General features: G+C 65.0%; 15 protein-coding genes. 7 read left to right on the top strand and 8 right to left on the bottom strand.

Annotated elements, in window-relative coordinates:
- Positions 1-10: 10 nt before the first annotated feature.
- The 3 genes from olsA to ABXS05_RS10500 form a co-directional block, all read right to left on the bottom strand.
- Positions 11-835: a lyso-ornithine lipid O-acyltransferase gene (olsA, locus tag ABXS05_RS10510; protein WP_367623846.1), complete on the bottom strand. Its 825-nt coding sequence runs from the start codon at positions 833-835 to the stop codon at positions 11-13.
- Between the two features lie 104 nt (positions 836-939).
- Positions 940-4134 (bottom strand): efflux RND transporter permease subunit, encoded by a 3195-nt coding sequence (locus tag ABXS05_RS10505; protein ID WP_311937840.1) that lies wholly within the window; start codon positions 4132-4134, stop codon positions 940-942.
- 17 nt (positions 4135-4151) lie between these two features.
- The gene (locus ABXS05_RS10500) at positions 4152-5399 is read right to left on the bottom strand and encodes an efflux RND transporter periplasmic adaptor subunit (protein WP_367623845.1); all 1248 of its coding nucleotides are present in this window, start codon (positions 5397-5399) and stop codon (positions 4152-4154) included.
- Positions 5400-5762: 363 nt separating this feature from the next.
- Here ABXS05_RS10500 and ABXS05_RS10495 point away from each other — a divergent pair, with 363 nt between their 5' ends.
- The 5 genes from ABXS05_RS10495 (at position 5763) to ABXS05_RS10475 (ending at position 10908) form a co-directional block, all read left to right on the top strand.
- The gene (locus ABXS05_RS10495; RefSeq protein WP_437178642.1) at positions 5763-7349 is read left to right on the top strand and encodes an ABC transporter substrate-binding protein; all 1587 of its coding nucleotides are present in this window, start codon (positions 5763-5765) and stop codon (positions 7347-7349) included.
- A 95-nt stretch (positions 7350-7444) separates the two neighbouring features.
- Positions 7445-8503, top strand: coding sequence for an ABC transporter permease (locus tag ABXS05_RS10490; protein WP_367623844.1), 1059 nt, complete (start codon positions 7445-7447; stop codon positions 8501-8503).
- On the top strand, positions 8503-9339 hold the full coding sequence (locus ABXS05_RS10485; protein WP_367623843.1) for an ABC transporter permease: 837 nt from the start codon (positions 8503-8505) through the stop codon (positions 9337-9339). The genes ABXS05_RS10490 and ABXS05_RS10485 overlap by 1 nt, the downstream gene beginning before the upstream one ends.
- On the top strand, positions 9332-10210 hold the full coding sequence (locus ABXS05_RS10480) for an ATP-binding cassette domain-containing protein (protein WP_367623842.1): 879 nt from the start codon (positions 9332-9334) through the stop codon (positions 10208-10210). Before ABXS05_RS10485 ends, ABXS05_RS10480 begins: the two co-directional genes overlap by 8 nt.
- Positions 10207-10908 (top strand): ABC transporter ATP-binding protein, encoded by a 702-nt coding sequence (locus tag ABXS05_RS10475; protein ID WP_311937827.1) that lies wholly within the window; start codon positions 10207-10209, stop codon positions 10906-10908. The genes ABXS05_RS10480 and ABXS05_RS10475 overlap by 4 nt, the downstream gene beginning before the upstream one ends.
- Before the next feature lie 40 nt (positions 10909-10948).
- On the opposite strand, the gene ABXS05_RS10470 is transcribed toward ABXS05_RS10475, so the two are convergent.
- A complete protein-coding gene (locus ABXS05_RS10470) occupies positions 10949-12097 on the bottom strand; it encodes a lysozyme inhibitor LprI family protein (protein ID WP_367623841.1) in 1149 nt (382 codons plus the stop codon).
- A 134-nt stretch (positions 12098-12231) separates the two neighbouring features.
- Positions 12232-12642 carry an OsmC family protein gene (locus tag ABXS05_RS10465; protein ID WP_367623840.1) on the bottom strand — a complete coding sequence of 137 codons (411 nt, stop codon included), beginning with the start codon at positions 12640-12642 and terminating at the stop codon, positions 12232-12234.
- A gap of 229 nt (positions 12643-12871) precedes the next feature.
- On the opposite strand from ABXS05_RS10465, the gene ABXS05_RS10460 reads away from it, so the two are divergent.
- Positions 12872-13612, top strand: coding sequence for a superoxide dismutase (locus ABXS05_RS10460; RefSeq protein ID WP_367623906.1), 741 nt, complete (start codon positions 12872-12874; stop codon positions 13610-13612).
- Between the two features lie 87 nt (positions 13613-13699).
- Here the strand turns inward: ABXS05_RS10460 and ahcY are convergent, their stop codons facing one another.
- Both ahcY and ABXS05_RS10450 read right to left on the bottom strand, forming a co-directional pair.
- Entirely contained in the window at positions 13700-15100 is a 1401-nt protein-coding gene (gene ahcY / locus ABXS05_RS10455; protein ID WP_311937820.1) for an adenosylhomocysteinase, read from the bottom strand.
- 192 nt (positions 15101-15292) lie between these two features.
- Positions 15293-15781: a YidB family protein gene (locus tag ABXS05_RS10450; protein WP_367623839.1), complete on the bottom strand. Its 489-nt coding sequence runs from the start codon at positions 15779-15781 to the stop codon at positions 15293-15295.
- A 231-nt stretch (positions 15782-16012) separates the two neighbouring features.
- On the opposite strand from ABXS05_RS10450, the gene ABXS05_RS10445 reads away from it, so the two are divergent.
- Positions 16013-16261 carry a GlsB/YeaQ/YmgE family stress response membrane protein gene (locus ABXS05_RS10445; RefSeq protein ID WP_311937816.1) on the top strand — a complete coding sequence of 83 codons (249 nt, stop codon included), beginning with the start codon at positions 16013-16015 and terminating at the stop codon, positions 16259-16261.
- A 148-nt stretch (positions 16262-16409) separates the two neighbouring features.
- On the opposite strand, the gene ABXS05_RS10440 is transcribed toward ABXS05_RS10445, so the two are convergent.
- On the bottom strand, positions 16410-17510 hold the full coding sequence (locus ABXS05_RS10440; protein ID WP_367623838.1) for a hypothetical protein: 1101 nt from the start codon (positions 17508-17510) through the stop codon (positions 16410-16412).
- Positions 17511-17722: the final 212 nt, after the last annotated feature.

Genomic DNA, 17722 nt, shown 5'->3' with positions numbered 1-17722 from the left:
GGAAAACGCTTTAACTCGCCCGCACCAGCCTGCGGACATCCGCCTCGAGCTGACGGGTCAGGGTCTTGCGATCGGTGGCGGCATCGCAGGCCAGGGCCTCACCCCAGGTCACCACGGCATCGATCGGCGGGCCGGAGAGAATGCCGACGAGATGCGGTGCCAGATCCATGTCGCCGATCCAGGCGACTTCCTTCATGGCGCCGCGGCCGATCGGCAGCCCACCGCGCTTGGCATAGCGCAGGGCGAGCGGCTGGACATAGGCCGCCGCCTCGCCGCCATCCAGCGCCTCGCGCGCGGCCCCCACCAAGGCGGAACGGAAGGGCAGGACGTGCACGCCGTCTCCAGTGGTGCCTTCGCCGAACAGCACCATGGCATCCCCGGCCTTCAGCCTGGCACCGATGGCGGCAGTGGCATGGCCGGTCTTGTGGCGGCGTTCGCGCTCGATGAAGACCGAGCGCTGCAGCCGGGCGAACAGGCCGATCACCGGCCAGCCGCGCACCTCGCTCTTGGCGATAAAGGACAAGGGCGCCAGGGCGCCCAGCACCACGATGTCGAGCCAGGAGACATGGTTGGCGACGATCAGCAGCGGCCGTTGCCGGGCCTGGGTGCCGTTGACGGCAACCCGGACGCCGATGATGGCAAGCACGCTGCGATGGAAGAACACCGGCAGGCGGCGGGCCAGCGCCCAGTCGCGCCTCACCGCCAGCCATTGCAGCGGGATCAGGGGCATGGCCAGCAGGGCGACGGCGGCAATACGGCAGATCGCCTTGAGGCGCATGGGAAGACATCCGGGGAAATCGGGGCCTTCATAGGCGAAAGCGGGGGCAGAGGGCAAATGAGGCTTCTGGGATCGCAGGCATCCTTGCCTGCTCTTGGAAGCATCCCGCGTGGGGAAGAGGAAGAGCCGGCAGAGATGCCGGCGATCCCAGAAGAGTCCCCCTACTCCGCCGCGGTCATCAGGCCGGGCTTCTTCTCGGCAGCGATGGCGGGCTCGCCCGGCGCGGGCGGCCTGACGTCGTGCTGCTCGGGCTCGGGCAGGACGTCGTCGGTGCGCGCCGGCAGGTCCTCCGGCTTGCGTGCGAACCAGCTGGCGACGCGGTCGAGGGAGAGATAGACCACCGGCGTGATGTAGAGGGTGAGCAGCTGCGAGACGATCAGGCCACCCACCACGGTGACGCCGAGCGGCCGGCGCAGCTCGGCGCCGGCGCCATGGCCGAGGGCGATCGGCAGCGCGCCGAGAATGGCGGCGAGCGAGGTCATCATGATCGGGCGGAAACGCAGCACCGCCGCCTCGACGATGGCCTCCTTGGCCGGCAGGCCGGCGGCCCGGCGCTGCACGGCGAAATCCACCATCATGATGGCGTTCTTCTTGACGATGCCGATCAGCATGATCAGGCCGATCATGGCGATGATGGAGAGGTCCATCGAGAACAGCTGCAGCGTCAGCAGGGCGCCGATACCGGCCGTCGGCAGGCCCGACAGGATGGTGATCGGGTGGATGAAGCTCTCATAGAGGATGCCGAGCAGGATATAGACCACCAGTACCGCCGCAAAGAGCAGCAGCGGCATGCTGGCGAGCGAATCCTGGAACTGCTGGGCGGTACCCTGGAACTGGGTGGCGATCGTCTTGGGAATGTCGAGCTCCGCCGTCGCCTGCTGGATGGCGTCCACCGCCTGGCTGAGCGCGACGCCGGGCTGGAGGTTGAAGGAGATCGTCACCGAGGGCAGCTGGCCGATATGGGAGAGCGAGACCGCCGACGGCTTCTGCTCGATGCGCGCCACGCTGTCGAGCGGGATCAGCACCCCCGAACTCGAGCGGACATTGAGCTTGCGCATCAGGTCCTGGGGCGAGCTATAGGCCTGGCTCGCCTCCAGGATCACTTCATAGGTATTTTCCGGCGCATAGATGGTCGAGACCTGGCTGGTGCCATAGGCCGAGTAGAGCGCAGAGCGGATCTGGTCGACGGTAACGCCAAGCTTGGCGGCATTGTCGCGATCGATCGAGACGACGGCATCGCGCGCCTTGATCTGCAGGTCGGAGTTGACGCCGGTGATACCCGGAATCTGGGCCATGCGGGCTTGCAGCTTCTGGGCATTGGCGCGCAGTTCGTCGACGTCGGGCGACATCAGGGCGTATTGATACTGGCTGCGCGAACGGGTGGCGCCGATATTGATCGACTGCACCGCCTGGAAATAGGTGTTGATGCCAGGCACCTTCGCCGCTTCCTGGGCGAGGCGCTTGATCACCACGTCGATCGGATCCGTGCGGGCCGGCTTGTCGCGCAGCTGGATGTTCATGCTGCCGGAGCTGATCTGGCTGGTCGCCCCGCCGCCGATGCTCGACAGGATGGCGACGACATCGGGATCCTTGCGCAATTCGGTGACGACGGCCTGCTGGCGCGCCATCATCGCCTCGAAGGAAACGTCGTCGGGTCCCACGGTCGAGACGGAAACGAAGCCCATATCCTCCTGCGGGAAGAAGCCCTTGGGGATATTGACGAAGAGGATCGCGGTCACGACGAAGGTCGCCGCCGTGACGGTGAGCATGAAGCCAGGTGAATTGACGGCCCAGCGCACCGTGAGGGCATAGCCCCTGGTCAGCCAGTTGAAACCGGCTTCGAACAGCCGCAGCAGCAGCCCCGGGCGCTTTTCCTCGGAATGCTCCTTGATCAGGCGCGAGCACAGCATCGGCGTCAGCGTCAGCGAAACCACGCCGGAGATCAGGATGGCGATGGCCATCACATAGCCGAACTCGGAGAACATCCGCCCGATGATGCCGCCCATGAAGATCACCGGGATGAACACGGCGATCAGCGACAGCGTCATCGACAGAATGGTGAAGCCGACCTCGCGCGAGCCGATCAGGGCCGCCGCAAAGGGTTTCTGCCCCAGTTCGACATGGCGGACGATGTTCTCCAGCATGACGATGGCATCGTCGACCACGAAGCCGACGCACAGCGTCAAGGCGAGCAGCGAGATGTTGTCGATCGAAAAACCGAGCACATACATGCCCGCGAAGGTGCCGATCAGCGAGATCGGCAGTGCGATGGCCGGGATCAGCGTTGCCCGCGCGCTGCGCAGGAAGAAGTAGATCACGATCACGACCAGCAGGATCGACAGGCCCAGCGTGAACTCGACATCCTCCACTGCCGCGCGGATCGGCACGGAACGGTCCATCAGCGTGTCGAGGCTGACGCCGACCGGCAGGCTTTCCCGAATCTTGGGCAGCGTGTTCTTGACCGCGTCGACCACGGCGACGGTATTGGCGTCGGGCTGGCGCTGGATGGCGATGATGATGCCGCGGGTGTCGTTGCGCCAAGCCGCGGTCTTGTCGTTCTCGACGCTGTCGATGGCGCGGGCGACGTCCTGCAGCAGCACCGGGGCGCCGTTCTTGGAAGACACCACGATCGGCATGTAGCCCTTGGCATAGCGGATCGGACCAGTGGCATCGAGGATGAGGTTGCGGCCGTTATTGCTGGTCGAACCGACGGGCGTATTGGAATTGGCGGCGGCGACGGCCTTCTGCAGGTCGTCGAGGGTGAGGCCACGCGCGGTGAGCTGGTCGAGATCGGCCTCCACCCGCACGGCATATTGCTGCGATCCCCAGATATTGACCTGGGCGACGCCTGGCAGCGTCGCCAGCAACGGCTGGATGTTGGACTGCGCGAAGCGGTCGATGTCGGATGTGCGCGCCTGGTCCGAGGTCAGCGCCATGAAAATCACCGGCTGGTCGGCCGGATTGACCTTCCTGAAGCTCGGCGGCGTGGTCATCTCGGTGGGCAGCTGGCGCTGCGCCGTGGCGATGGCGGCCTGCACGTCCAGCGCCGCACCGTCGACATTGCGATTGAGATCGAACTGCAGGACGATCTGCGTCGAGCCCAGATAGGAGGTCGACGACATCGTGGAGATGCCGGAAATCGCCGAGAACTGCTTCTCGAGAATGGCGGCCACCGAGGAAGCCATGGTTTCCGGGCTCGCGCCCGGCAGGGTGGCGGTCACCGAAATCGTCGGATAGTCGACGCGCGGCACGGCCGCCACCGGCAATTGCCGGTAGCCGAACCAGCCGGCCGCAATGAAGGAGACCATCAACAGGATGGTCATGACCGGGCGGCGGATGCACAATTCCGAAAGCAACGGCTTGTCTCCCGGCTTCAGCTTTTGGCACTGGTATTGGCGGCGGTGCTCTCCTTGGCCCCCGCATTGATGGCGACCGGCGCACCGTCGACCAGGCGCAAAACCCCGTCGACCACCACCTGTTCGCCGCTCTCGACGCCCTTGGTGATCACGGCATCGGCGCCGGCGACGCGCGCAACGGTCACGGACCGAAGCTCAGCCGTTTTACCATCTTTCACCACGAAGACGTAGCTTCCCTTTTGGCCGAGCTGGACGGCGGCATCGGGAACCACCACTTGCGGGCTGGCATTGGGCAGGACGACCTGCACGTTGACGAAGGCGCCGCCCCACAGGATTTCGTGCGGATTGGGGATGTCGGCCTTGACCATGATGGTGCCCGTGGCGGCATCGATGGCGTTCTCGACGAAGGACACCTGGCCGGTGAGCGTATTGCCGCCGGTAATGGCGTCGACGCGTACCGGTCCCTTCGCCATCGCCTCGCGCAGTTCGGCCAGGCGCGACTGCGGGATCGAGAAGGCCACCACGGCCGGGTCGAGTTGGTTCACGGTGGCGAGCGGCGCGGTGTCGGAGGTGCGCACCGTCGAGCCGGGCTTGACCGGGATCGAGCCGATGCGCCCGGGCACGGGTGCGCGGATCACGGTATAATCGAGCGTCACCTCGGCCGCTTCCAGCGAGGCCTGGTCTGCCTGAAGCTGCGCCTGCCCGACCTTGAGGGCGGTCGCGGCCGTATCGCGCGTGGTCGCCGCACCGGCATTGCGGGCGAGCAGGTCATTGGCGCGGGACAGGTCGATCTGGGCCTGGGCGATCTGGGCCTGGTCGCGCGCGATCTGGGCCTGGATCTGGGCGATCTGCGCCTTGATGGCGCGATCATCCAGGGTGAAGAGAATATCGTCCTGCTTGACCTCTGACCCCTCGGCGACACGGACGCTGGTGACCGCGGTGTTGTCGATCCGGGTGCGGATCTGGATAGAGGCATAGGGAGTGGCGGTACCGACGGCATCGATCACCATCGGCATCTGCTTGGCGACCGCCTGGACGAGCACCACGGGCACCGGCGCGACGTTGCGCTGCGAAGACTTGCCTGCCCCGGCCGCCTGCGGCGCTTCGGGAGCATGCAGCGCATCGGAGAAGCCGGGAAGAGCGGCAATGAGAGTCTTGGAGGAAGGCACCGTCTGCACCAGCCACGGCACCAGTGTGGCACGCTGCCACCAGGCCAGGCCGACGACCAGGACGAGAACAAGCACGAAATTGAGAAGACGCTTCATCGAGCCGCCATCAGATCTTCATTAGGTCCGGGCAGGCGAGGCCTCCCCCTTTTTCACGACGATACCCCCCGCTGCCGATCATATCCGGAAACGGGTGTTGCGATGTATCAATGCGTACAAATTGCAGCGAGTATGTGAACGCATTGTTTCTCATCCGGCACAACGAGCCTCCGCGCGCACACGTTTTCGTGTATAGGAACCGAAATTTCGTGATCACGGTTCAGGCTGGCTCGGGCCCGCAACCAATAGTCTACAAGATTGATAGAAAGATATTGACCATAGCAATCAGCTTGCCTAATCGTCGCGGCTGAAAGGCCGGGAACCGGGCATTCCCCAAAGGTTTCGGCTGTCATGAGGTGTGAAATGGGTAAGTTCTGGAACAGGGCCGGCATCGCCATGATGGCCGCCGGCCTGTCGACCATGCTGGTGGTCGCGGCGCAGGCCGAAACGCCACCCGGCCTGCTGGTGGTCGGCCAGTCGATCGACGATGCCGTCAGCTTCGACCCGGCCGAGGGCTTCGAATTGACGACGGTGCAGGCCTTCAATGCCCTTTACCAGCGCCTGGTGCAGTCGAACCGCCAGGACGGCACTCGCATCGAGCCGGCGCTCGCCACTTCCTGGGAAGCCGGCAGCGACGGCAAGAGCCTGGTCTTCACCCTGGCCAAGGACGCCAAATTCGCCTCGGGCAACCCCGTGCGTCCTGAGGACGTGATCTTCTCCTTTTCACGGGCGGTGAAGCTCAACAAGGCGCCCTCTTTTATCCTGGGCGAACTCGGCTGGACCGCGGAGAATGTCGACAAGTCCGTGACGAAGGCCGATGACGGCAAGGTCAAGCTGAGCTGGCAGGCCGATGTCGGCCCGGCCTTCGTGCTCGCCATCCTGACCGCGCCGATCGCCTCTATCGTCGACGAAGCCACGGTCTCTCCCCAGGCCGCCAATGGCGATTTCGGCAATGGCTGGCTGAAGTCGCACTCGGCCGGCAGCGGCGCCTTCAAGATCAACACCTATACCGCTCATGAAGCGCTGGTACTGGATGCCAACCCGACCTCGCCGGGTGGCGCCCCCAAGCTGCAGGGCGTGATCCTGCGTAACGTGCCTGATGCGGCCGCCCGCCGTCTGCTGATCGAGCAGGGCGACATCGACATCGCCCGTGGCCTGGGCGCCGACCAGATCGATGCGCTCAAGAAGGAGGGCAAGCTCAACGTGCTCGCCATCCCCTCGGCCCGCTCGGACTATCTCCTGATCAACAGCAAAGCCAATGCCGCCCTCGGCAATCCCGCCTTCTGGGAGGCAGCCCGCTATCTCGTCGACTATGAGGGCATCGCCAAGAACCTGCTGCGTGGCCAGTCGCAGGTGCACCAGGCCTTCCTGCCCACCGGCTTCCCCGGCGCGCTGAACGACAATCCCTACAAGCTCGATGTCGAGAAGGCCAAGAAGATCCTGGCCGATGCCGGCATCGGCCCGACCAAGATCGCCTTCCCCGTCTTCAACGAAGAGCCCTATCTGCAGATCGCGCAGTCCCTGCAGCAGACTTTCGGCCAGGCCGGCCTCACGCTCGACATCCAGCCGGGCGTCGCCAGCGACATCTACAACAAGGGCCGCTCGGGCCAGTATGAATTCACGCTGCGCTACTGGATCCCCGACTATTTCGACCCGCACTCCAATGCCAGCGCCTTCGCCGTCAACCGCGACAACAAGTACAACACCATCGCCAAGCAGGCGGGCTGGGTGATCCCGGAACTCAGCGACGAGACGGCCGCCGCCGTGAAAGAACAGGATCCGGCCAAGCGCGCCGCCCTCTATGAGGACCTGCAGCGCAAGATCCAGAAGAGCGCTCCCTATGTGCTGATGTTCCAGGGCAGCGACCAGGTGGTGCTCGGCAAGGCCGTCAAGGGCTATGCCCAGGGCCTCAACGCAGACCAGGTTTATTACGACCAGGTCGAGAAGTGACTTGATGTCTCGTTCCAATCGTCGAGATTGGAGCGAGACGGCCTTCTTCCTCGTGGCGCCGGGACTTCGCATTCGCGCCACTTCCAGGACTGACGATGCAAGCTGATGAAACGCCGGGCGCCAGGCCCTTCTTCCGCCCGGTGCTCAGGGTACTGCGCTGGCTGCTGTCCGTCGTTCTGACGCTGTTCGGCCTGATCGTCGTCACCTTCATCCTGACCAGGCTCTCCAGCATCGATCCCGCCCTGCAGCAGGTCGGCGATCACGCCAGCCAGTCGAGCTACGAGGCCGCGCGCCGCGAACTCGGGCTCGACCAGCCGCTGGTGATGCAATTCCTGCGCTATCTCGGCCATGTCGTCCAAGGCGATCTCGGCATGGCCACTTCGACGGGCCAGCCGGTCCGCTCCGACATCCTGCGTACCTTCACCGCGACGCTCGAACTGGCCACCGCCGCGGCGCTGATCGGCGCCGTACTCGGCCTGGCGCTCGGCATCCTGGCCGCGCTGCGGCCGCGCGGCCTGGTCGACAACCTCGCTCGATTGTTATCGCTGATTGGCTATTCGACCCCGATCTTCTGGCTCGGGCTGATCTTTCTGCTGCTGTTCTACGCCCGGCTGCACTGGGCGCCGGGACCGGGGCGCCTCGACATCGTGTTCCAATACACCATGAAGCCCATCACCGGCTTCGCGCTGATCGACGCCTGGCTCTCGGGAACACCTGGCGCCTTGCGCAGCGCCCTCGCCCATCTCGTCCTGCCGACGGCGGTGCTGGCCCTCTATGCCATGGCCGGCATTTCGAGGCTGACGCGCGCCGCCATTCTCGAACAGCTTTCCAAGGAATATGTGCTCACCGCCCGCGCCAAGGGAGCCAGCCCCCTGCGGGTGGTGCTGGTCCATATCCTGCCCAATGTGGCCGGCACGCTGATCACCGTGATCGCCCTCGCCTATGCCAGCCTGCTCGAGGGTGCGGTGCTCACCGAGACGGTGTTCGCCTGGCCCGGCATCGGACGCTATCTCACCGTCGCCATGTTCGCCGGCGACACCGCCGCCATCCTCGGCTCGACGCTGGCGATCGGCATGGCCTTCGTTTTGCTCAACAGCCTCACCGACCTGATCGTCACCCGCGTCGATCCGACTGCCCTGGCGGAGCGCGGATGATGGCATCCCCTGCAATCTCTTTCTCGGCATTGCGCCGTTCGCCATCCGCCCTGATCGGGGCGAGTGTGCTCGTCCTGCTCGTCTTCATGGCGCTGGCGGCCCCGCTGATCGCCCCCTACGATCCCAACCTGCAGGACAGCGCCATCCGTCTCGCCGCCCCGTCCTGGCAGCACTGGCTCGGCACGGACGGCTTCGGGCGCGACCTGCTTTCGCGCCTGATCTACGGCGCGCAGCCGACCCTGCTGCTGATCGTCCTGGTCACCGTGCTGATGGCTCCGCTCGGCGTGGCGGTCGGGCTGCTCGCCGGCTTCTTCGGCGGCCTCACCGAGCGGGTGCTGATGCGCCTGACCGACATCGTGATGTCCTTCCCGCGCCTGGTGCTGGCCTTCGCCTTCGTCGCCATCCTCGGCCCCGGCCTGGTCAATGGCGCCCTCGCTCTGGCCCTGACGAGCTGGCCGGCCTATGCCCGGCTCGCCAGAGTGGAAACATCGGCGCTCGCCCGCAGCGATTATCTCGCCGCCGCGTCCATGGTCGGCATCAGGGGACCGCGCCTGCTTCTCGGCCATGTGCTGCCGCTCGTGCTGCCCTCGGCCATCATCCGACTGGCGCTCGACCTCGCCGGCATCATCCTGGCCGCGGCAGGCCTGGGTTTCCTCGGCCTCGGCGTGCGTCCGCCCATGGCCGAATGGGGCTCGATGGTGGCTGATGGTACCAAGGTGATCTTCGACCAGTGGTGGATCGCCGCCGCGCCGGGCCTTGCCATCTTCGTCACCAGCCTCGCTTTGAACCTGCTGGGGGATGGGCTGCGCGACATCTTGGATCCGCGCCATGACTGATACCCTGCTGCAGGTCGAGGATCTGGTGGTCGAGACCAAGGACAAGACAGTCGAGGGCAAGGAAGGCCGCAAAGCGGCGCCTCGCCAGCTCGTGCACGGCATCTCTTTCACGGTCGGGCGCGAGAAAGTGGCGATCGTCGGCGAATCCGGCTCAGGCAAGTCGCTGACCGCACGGGCGATCATGGGTCTGCTGCCGACCGGCCTCGCGGCGCGGGCAGCCGGCCTGTGGCTGGGCGAGACCGACCTCGCCGGTCTCGACGCCCGGGGTTGGCAGCGCCTGCGCGGCCGGCGCATCGGCCTGGTGCTGCAGGATCCGAAATTCTCGCTCAATCCGGCTCACCGTGTCGGTCGCCAGGTGGAAGAGGCCCTGCTGCTGCATCATCGCCTGCCCAAGGCCGAGCGGCGGCGAAAGGCTCTCGCCATGCTCGCCCAGGTCGGGCTCGACGATCCCGAGCGGGTCTATGCCAGCCTGCCGGCCGAACTCTCCGGCGGCATGGGCCAGCGCGTGATGATCGCCGCCATGCTGATCGGTGAACCGGAGCTGCTGATCGCCGACGAACCGACTTCCGCGCTCGACCATGTCGTGCGCGATCAGATCCTCGGATTGCTGGAACGCCTGGCGCGCGAACGCGGCATGGGCCTGCTGCTGATCAGCCATGATCTGCAGCAGGTTTCCCGCTTCGCCGACCGCGTCCTGGTGATGCGCCAGGGCTCGATCGTCGACGCCCTCCCGGCCAGTGAACTCGCCCAGGCAAGCCACCCCTATACGCGCGGCCTGTGGCAGGCGCGGCCCTCGGCGGCGACCTACGGTACCCGCCTGCCGACTCCCGACACGCCGCAAGCGCCTTACCCGGGGGATGCACGCCCATGACGGCGTTGTCGATCGACAATCTGGAGGTCAGCTTCCAGCGTCGCGGCCGCAGCTTTGCCGCCGTGCGCGGCGTGAGCTTTGCCGTGGAGCCCGGCGAGACCTTCGGGCTGGTCGGCCCGTCGGGCTGCGGCAAAAGCACGGTGCTGCGCGTCCTTGCCGGCCTGAACCTGAACTGGCAGGGCACGATCTCGGTATTCGGGCATTCCCTGCAGCCGGGACGCGCCATCGAGGGCGCCCTGAGGCGCGACATCCAGATGGTGTTCCAGGATCCCTATGCCTCGCTGCATCCGCGTCACGCCATTGCGCGCGTGCTCGGCGAACCGCTGGAGATACGAGGAGAGACCGATATTGCCGGCCGTGTCAGGGCCAGCCTCGCCGATGTCGGCCTCGCCGCCGAGATCGCCGGGCGCTACCCGCACCAGCTGTCCGGCGGCCAGCGCCAGCGCGTGGCGATCGCCCGGGCCCTGCTGCTCGAGCCTCGCCTGCTGCTGCTCGACGAGCCTACCTCGGCACTCGACATTTCGGTGCAGGCCGGCATCCTCAATCTGCTCAACGACCTCAAGCGGCGCCATGGCATGACACTGGTGCTGGTGAGCCACGACCCCGACGTGATCGGCCATATGTGCGACAGGGCAGCGCGCATGGCGGGCGGCCGGATCGAGGCGCTGCTCGACCGCCGCGATCTCGCACGCGGCTGAAGTCCCCGGCCTGGAATCAATGCGGCTGTTGGCATGAAATCTACTTCTTGTCTTCGAGGATCCTGAAATCATCGAGGCAGGCTTTGCGTTCGATGTCCGGCTTCGACAGACAAGCCGTGAGCTGCTTCCCGCGCAGTTCGAAAGCGGAACGCACGCAAGCACGCCCCAGCACCGGCGGAATGCCGCCGACTGCGCCGAGCGGACAGGTTCCCTGCACGAAGGCGAGCCATCGACGCTGGCTTTCGACCAGAAGCTTCCTGTCCGGCTCGCCTGCCACGGTCTTCCTTGCATTTTCGTAGATGGCGGCGAGCCTGATGTCCGCCTGCCCGAGGTCCGTATCGGCGCAGATGGCGATTTCCAGCGGCGTGGAGGGTTTGTCGCAATCGAAACTCGCCCGCAGGCCCGGATCGGCCGCATCGGCTGCGCCGTCGGCCGTCTCGGCAAGGCAGTCGATGCTGATGCCCGCCTCACCGCAACCGTCGAGCAGAGCAAAGCGCTTCTCGAAGGCGCCACGGGCACAGGCAAGGCTCTTGGCGGAAACAAGGCTCTTGGCGGAAAACGGCCTGCTGCCATCAACAAGATCGCATTTTCGGGCGACGCGATCGAGCCAGCGACGCTGGTCGGCAATGAGGGCGCCGCGCGTCTCCGGATCGGCCTTCAGGCTAGCGACTGCCTCGCGATAGCTCTGGGCCAGGACGAGATCGGCTTGCCCCAATTTCCGGTCGGAACAAATCGCCTTCTCCAGCGCCGTTACCGCCTCGCCGCAGTTGAAGCTGGCGCGGCCGAGCGGCTCGCGGGCGGTGTTCGGATCGGCAAAGCGCGCCGCGACCTCGCTCTGGCAGGTCGCGGCCATCGACATATAGAGCGTACCCTGCTGGCCGGCATAGCGGTAGGCGCAGAGCTGCATGCGATCGCCATAGTCGATCTGATCCGCCTTGGAGAGTTGCGGGTAAAACTCCTTTTCGCAGATGGAGACGACGATGGCGCTGAAGCTGGTATCGGCGCTGGAGCCCCACCGGCATTCGCGCAGCAGCGCCGTCGCCGCCTTGCAGCTCTTCTGCTCCCGCAGCAGATTTTCGAGGCCCTCTATACCGGATTCCCCTGGTTTGGCGCAGGAATTGTCCTGCCCCAAGGCCGGTTGCGCGGCCACAAGCAGGATCGAAAGGATCAGAAAACCAAAATAGCGCATCGCGCACCCTCTCAAAGGGGAATAGCGAGAGGCTATAGGAGGCCGGGCCTGTCCGGCCATCGCCTTTGACCGGCGTTATCGGCACAAAACCGGCGGGTCCATGCCGAAATGTACGGATGATTCGAGGCTGAAGCTCAGCCCAGGATCGGATGGCCCTTGAGGGTGTTGCTGACGGTGCAGATCCGTTCCGCGTCGGCAATGATCGCCGCCTTCGTCGCCTCGTCGAAATCGCCCGTCACCTCGATCGCGACATGGAAACGTTCGATGCGCGAGGGTTCGTCCGCCGCCTTCTCGCCCTTGACCTCGGCCCGCACCTCGCCGAGCCGGTCGAGCACGCCGAGATTGCTGGCGGCGATGCGGGCGCTGAGCACGAGGCAGGCCGACAGCGAGGCATAGAGCAGGTCGAGCGGATTGAAGCCGGCCTCCGAGGGACGGGTGACCACGCCGATCTCCCCGCCCGTGGCCGACGTCACCAGAGGGTGTCCCAGGCGGGACAGCACGGCCGTTGCCCCCGTCTGCCTCGGTTTCACTTTTGCAACCGACATGCCGTTCTCCCTTATGGCCCAAGCAGGTAAATTCCCGCTTTCGGCAGGAAGATCCGGCCCGCTCCGGCCGCTTCCTGTCCACGGCGCCGGCAGCGCGTGTCCGCCTTTCGGTCACGGTGCCACCAAATTACCACTCTAGCCTGGGCGACGCCCGTAGCGCGTGGCCACAGGCACCCACCCCATTGCTCATGCTTCTTCATCCAACAGGCCGGAGACGTTTTCAATGACCATGACCATGCTGAACCGTCGCACCCTCCTCGCCTCCGCGACAGGCATTGCCCTGGCTGCCAGCGCTGGAGCCGCGCCCGCCCGCGCGGCCGCCTCGGAATCTGCAGGCCCGAAAGGCCCCGCCAAACTGCCGCCCCTGCCCTATGAAGCCGCGGCACTGGCACCGACCATCGATGCCGAGACCATGACGCTGCATCACGACAAGCACCACCAGGCCTATGTCAGCAATTTCAACGCGGCCCTGAAACAGGAACCCTCGCTGGCGGACCTGTCCTATCCCGATATCCTGGCCGGCCTGGACAAGGTGCCGCAGAGCGTCCGCCAGGCGGTGCGCAACAATCTCGGCGGCCATGTCAACCACACCATGTTCTGGCAGATCATGGGCGCCAAGGGCGGCGAGCCCGCAGGCGAAGTCCTCGCCGCCATCGAGCGTGATTTCGGTGGTGTCGCCAAGCTGCAGGAAGCCTTCGGTGCCGCCGGGGCCAAGGTCTTCGGTTCGGGCTGGGTGTTCGTCACCGTGACGAGCGAGGGCAAGCTCGCCCTCGACAGCAAACCCAACCAGGATACGCCGCTGATGGACGGCAAGCGCGTGCTGTTCGGCAACGACGTCTGGGAGCATGCCTATTACCTGACCTACCGCAACCGCCGGCCCGATTATCTCAAGGCGTGGTGGAAGGTGGTCGACTGGCGCAAGATCGGCGAACGCTATGCGCTCGCCAAGCAGGGCAAGCTGGTGATCTGACGTCCGTGGCGGGCACGGGACGGCCGGCAACAAAAAGCCCTCCCCGCACCGGCGGGAAGGGCTGAAACGCGAACGCGTTGCGCGAACTCAGTAGCGGTAGAGTTCCGGCTTGAACGGGCCGTTCTGGTCCACGCCGATATAGGCCGACTGCTTTTCCGAAAGCTTGGTCAGGGTGGCGCCGACCTTCGCGAGATGGAGCGAGGCGACCTTCTCGTCCAGGTGCTTGGGCAGCGTGTAGACCTGCTTGCCGTATTGGCCGGGGTTGGTCCACAGCTCGATCTGCGCCAGCGTCTGGTTGGTGAAGGAGGCCGACATCACGAAGGAGGGATGGCCGGTGGCATTGCCCAGATTGACCAGGCGGCCTTCCGACAGGAGGATGATGCGGTGGCCGTCGGCGAACTGGATCTCGTCGACCTGCGGCTTCACATTGGTCCACTTCAGGTTGCGCAGGCCGGCGACCTGGATCTCCGAGTCGAAGTGACCGATGTTGCAGACGATGGCGCGGTCCTTCATGGCGCGCATATGGTCGAGCGTGATGACGTCGACATTGCCGGTGGCGGTCACGAAGATGTCGGCGCGGGGAGCAGCCTGCTCCATGGTGACGACTTCATAGCCTTCCATCGCGGCCTGCAGGGCGCAGATCGGATCGACTTCCGAAACCAGCACGCGGCAGCCGGCATTGCGCAGCGAGGCCGCCGAACCCTTGCCGACGTCGCCGAAGCCGGCGACCATGGCGATCTTGCCGGCCATCATCACGTCGGTGCCGCGGCGGATGCCGTCCACCAGCGATTCGCGGCAGCCATAGAGGTTGTCGAACTTCGACTTGGTCACCGAATCGTTCACGTTGATGGCGGGGAAGAGCAGCGTGCCCTTCTTGGCCATCTCGTAGAGGCGATGCACGCCCGTGGTGGTCTCCTCGGTCACACCGCCGATGGCGAGCGCATTCTTGGTGTACCAGCCCGGATGCGTGGTGAGGCGCTTCTTGATGGCGGCGAAGAGGACTTCTTCTTCCTCATTGGTGGCGCCATCGAGGAAGGCGGTGTCGCCCTTCTCGGCGCGCAGGCCCAGATGCATCAGCATGGTGGCGTCGCCGCCATCGTCGAGGATCAGGTTCGGCGTGCCGCCATCGGCCCATTCGAAGATCTTGTGGGTGTATTCCCAGTAGTCTTCCAGGCTCTCGCCCTTGATGGCGAAGACGGGCGTGCCGGCGGCGGCGATGGCGGCGGCAGCATGGTCCTGGGTGGAGTAGATGTTGCAGGATGCCCAGCGCACATCGGCGCCGAGAGCCTGCAGGGTCTCGATCAGCACGGCCGTCTGGATGGTCATGTGCAGCGAGCCGGCGATGCGGGCGCCCTTGAGCACCTGGCGCGGGCCATATTCGGCGCGCGTGGCCATCAGGCCCGGCATTTCGCTCTCGGCGATCTCGATTTCCTTACGGCCCCAGGCGGCCAGACCCATATCCTTGACGATATAATCTTGCGTGCTCATTCGATGCTTCCCGCATTTGACATGGCGGGCGTCTAGCACAGTCGGCCTTTGCCGGCAATAAGGATATAAGGATTTCTTTATGTGACGAAGGTGCCGGCGCCTCGCTCCCAGCCCGGCACGACGCCAAAAGGGCGGGCCAATCCGCCCGCCCTTCTGTTTCGATCCGACGCCGAGGCTCGGCGAATAGCGGCCTTACTGGCCGAGTTCGTCCCGCGTGGGAATGCGCCCGTTCGGCGTCAGCTTGTTGATGATCTCAGGCAAATGCTGCGCGAGCTGGCCGAGCAGGTCGTTGGGATTGACGCCCGCCTTCTGGGCAAGGTTGTTCAGCGTATCCTGGCCGAGGACTTGGCCGAGTTGGCCCGGCTGGATCGGTTGGTTCTGCCCGCCGCCGATCCAGGAATTGATCACGTCGCCCTGGCCCGACTGCTGGAATTTCTCCAGGAGGCCGCCGAGGCCGCCGAGCAGGCCGCCATCGTTGGAGGCGTCCGCCTGCGGTGCGGACGGCGCGGGAGCCGGTGCCGGTGCAGGCGCAGGGATGGAGGCTTGCGTCTCCGGCTGGGCATCGTCGCTACCCCCCTTCAGCCATTTCGCGAGCAGAAGCGCACCGGCGGCGATGATCAGCGGCTTGGTGAAATTGTTCTGTGGCACGGCATCGTTCACGGCAGTGTCGAAAAGGCCCATGTCTGCGTCTCCTCGTGAAGGAATGGGGTGCCGCGATAACCGCGGTCGCCTCCAATGTTGTGTATCCTGTCTCTAACGACAAGCATTTTACAACAGTGAATGCGGCAAAATTTTTTCCGAAATTGACTTTGCCTTACGGCAGGTTGCCCCTTGCCAAAAGAATTTGTCCCCCTACGATCATTTAATGGTAAGATTCGTATCTGTCATCCGCCACGAGGGAAAGGCGACTCCATGGGTATCTTGTCTTGGATTATTCTGGGCTTGATCGCGGGCTTTGTCGGCAGCAAGGTCGTCAACAAATCGGGTTCCGGTTTGCTGATGGATATCGTGATCGGCATCATCGGCGCGCTCGTCGGCGGCTTCATCGCCAAGGCAATGGGCATCGGCACCGTCGATGGCATCAATATCGGCAGCATCCTCATTGCCATTGCCGGCTCGATCATCGTGCTGGTGGGTTACAACGCCCTGGCCCGGCGCTGACCCTGCCGAGATCACGATGCGCTGAGAGGCCGGCTGCGTAACCGGCCTTTTTCTTTGGAACCAAGGACGTTCCGGCGAGGCCCGCTTCACCGCCTTGCCTGGGCGCATGCTCCCATTCGGAGGCGATCCCACCCAGTCGCAAAATGTTTCAGCGATGCAGCACGAAGTCCGGATCGTAGGGCACGCTGAATTCGCCGACATCGGACAGCACTGCCAGCCGGTTTCCGCGGGCCTCCACCTCCGTCACCCGGTCCCAGCCCGCCGGCACCGGCATGATGCCGATGGCCTGCCGCAAGTCGATCTCACCCGACGGCGTCAGGCTGATCGAGGTCGGGATGCCCTGTTCGCTATAGTCGTTGGGCTCGATCGATGCCTTGTGGCCCGCCAGCAGATAGGTCCGCACTTCCTCCATGCCGAGCACACCCCGATGGCGGCTGTTCCAGGGGCTGTAATAGCGGCCGCCATTGCTCATCCACAACAGGGTGGAGGGGAAGTCTTCCGTCCGCTTCAGGCTGAGCACCAGATCCGCCTCGCGATGCCGTAGCGCGGCGCCCCAGGCGAGTTCCCGGCCAGGCGCCTCGGGCATCATCACGCAATCCTCGTGGTTGCGGTCGAAGGGGTAGCAGCTGAGATTGGCCGTGCCGCCATCGGCTAGTGGGGCCTTCTTGAGATCATTGAAGCGCGCGGGATAGGCCAGTGCCGAGCGCCCCTTGAGCGGATCGGCCTCCAGCGGATCGGTCGACGTCTCGATGAAACGCTTGGGCGAAAAGCTCAGATGGCCGCCCTGTGGCAGCGACACCATCATGTGCAGGCCCACGGATACCGCTCCCTCGCCCCCCTGGAACAGATGGCGCTGATAGAGGAAGGGATGGTCGTCACGCAGGGTGAGTTCCTTGACGACGCGCGCGCCCATCACCCGCTTTTCCAGTTCGAAACGGGCCTGGCGCCCGCCATCGACCGTGCGGGTCTCCAGGTGCCTCCAGGCCGAATTGGCCGGCCAGCCATGGGCCGGTGAGCCATCGACATCGCTCAGGCCGAAAGGAGCGCAGAGGAAATCACCCGACAGGCGCTGCAGATGGGCCGGCGTGTCGGCGGTATGCGCCTCCTCCAGCCAGGGGGCACTATGCAGCGGCGCGACCTGGCGGCCGTCCCGCTCCACCATGAGTTCCCGGATATGCCCGACCGCAAGATCCAGAGTCGCGCGGATGCCGTGCGCCTCGATCGTGACAAACTCCCCATCGGCGGCCATCGACTGCATCTCCCCTGAATCGTCTAATTTTATTCGTGTCAAAACAATAGGATAGGCTTCCTGCGGCTCCAGTATGATCCAAAAGCGGGCGGACGCAACAGGGCGGCGAGCACCGCACGCAGCCGCTCCGGTCACCTCGTCTTCTTCGCCGACGGACCTCGAGCCAAGCGAAGAAGGTGCTTGCAACAATATAAATGCACTAATATATTAAT

It is taken from the genome of Labrys neptuniae (assembly GCF_040797145.1).
GTDB lineage: Bacteria > Pseudomonadota > Alphaproteobacteria > Rhizobiales > Labraceae > Labrys > Labrys neptuniae.
The sequence above is the reverse complement of the archived record's forward strand: the minus strand, read 5'-3'. Positions and strand labels throughout refer to the sequence as shown.

Bases quoted from the DNA above. Each gene is read 5' to 3' on its own strand.
- ABXS05_RS10500 (WP_367623845.1), bottom strand. From the start codon at position 5,399: ATGAAGCGTCTTCTCAATTTCGTGCTTGTTCTCGTCCTGGTCGTCGGC.
- ABXS05_RS10495 (WP_437178642.1), top strand. From the start codon at position 5,763: ATGGGTAAGTTCTGGAACAGGGCCGGCATCGCCATGATGGCCGCCGGC.
- ABXS05_RS10490 (WP_367623844.1), top strand. From the start codon at position 7,445: ATGCAAGCTGATGAAACGCCGGGCGCCAGGCCCTTCTTCCGCCCGGTG.
- ABXS05_RS10485 (WP_367623843.1), top strand. From the start codon at position 8,503: ATGGCATCCCCTGCAATCTCTTTCTCGGCATTGCGCCGTTCGCCATCC.
- ABXS05_RS10480 (WP_367623842.1), top strand. From the start codon at position 9,332: ATGACTGATACCCTGCTGCAGGTCGAGGATCTGGTGGTCGAGACCAAG.
- ABXS05_RS10475 (WP_311937827.1), top strand. From the start codon at position 10,207: ATGACGGCGTTGTCGATCGACAATCTGGAGGTCAGCTTCCAGCGTCGC.
- ABXS05_RS10470 (WP_367623841.1), bottom strand. From the start codon at position 12,097: ATGCGCTATTTTGGTTTTCTGATCCTTTCGATCCTGCTTGTGGCCGCG.
- ABXS05_RS10465 (WP_367623840.1), bottom strand. From the start codon at position 12,642: ATGTCGGTTGCAAAAGTGAAACCGAGGCAGACGGGGGCAACGGCCGTG.
- ABXS05_RS10460 (WP_367623906.1), top strand. From the start codon at position 12,872: ATGACCATGCTGAACCGTCGCACCCTCCTCGCCTCCGCGACAGGCATT.
- ahcY (WP_311937820.1), bottom strand. From the start codon at position 15,100: ATGAGCACGCAAGATTATATCGTCAAGGATATGGGTCTGGCCGCCTGG.
- ABXS05_RS10450 (WP_367623839.1), bottom strand. From the start codon at position 15,781: ATGGGCCTTTTCGACACTGCCGTGAACGATGCCGTGCCACAGAACAAT.
- ABXS05_RS10445 (WP_311937816.1), top strand. From the start codon at position 16,013: ATGGGTATCTTGTCTTGGATTATTCTGGGCTTGATCGCGGGCTTTGTC.
- ABXS05_RS10440 (WP_367623838.1), bottom strand. From the start codon at position 17,510: ATGGCCGCCGATGGGGAGTTTGTCACGATCGAGGCGCACGGCATCCGC.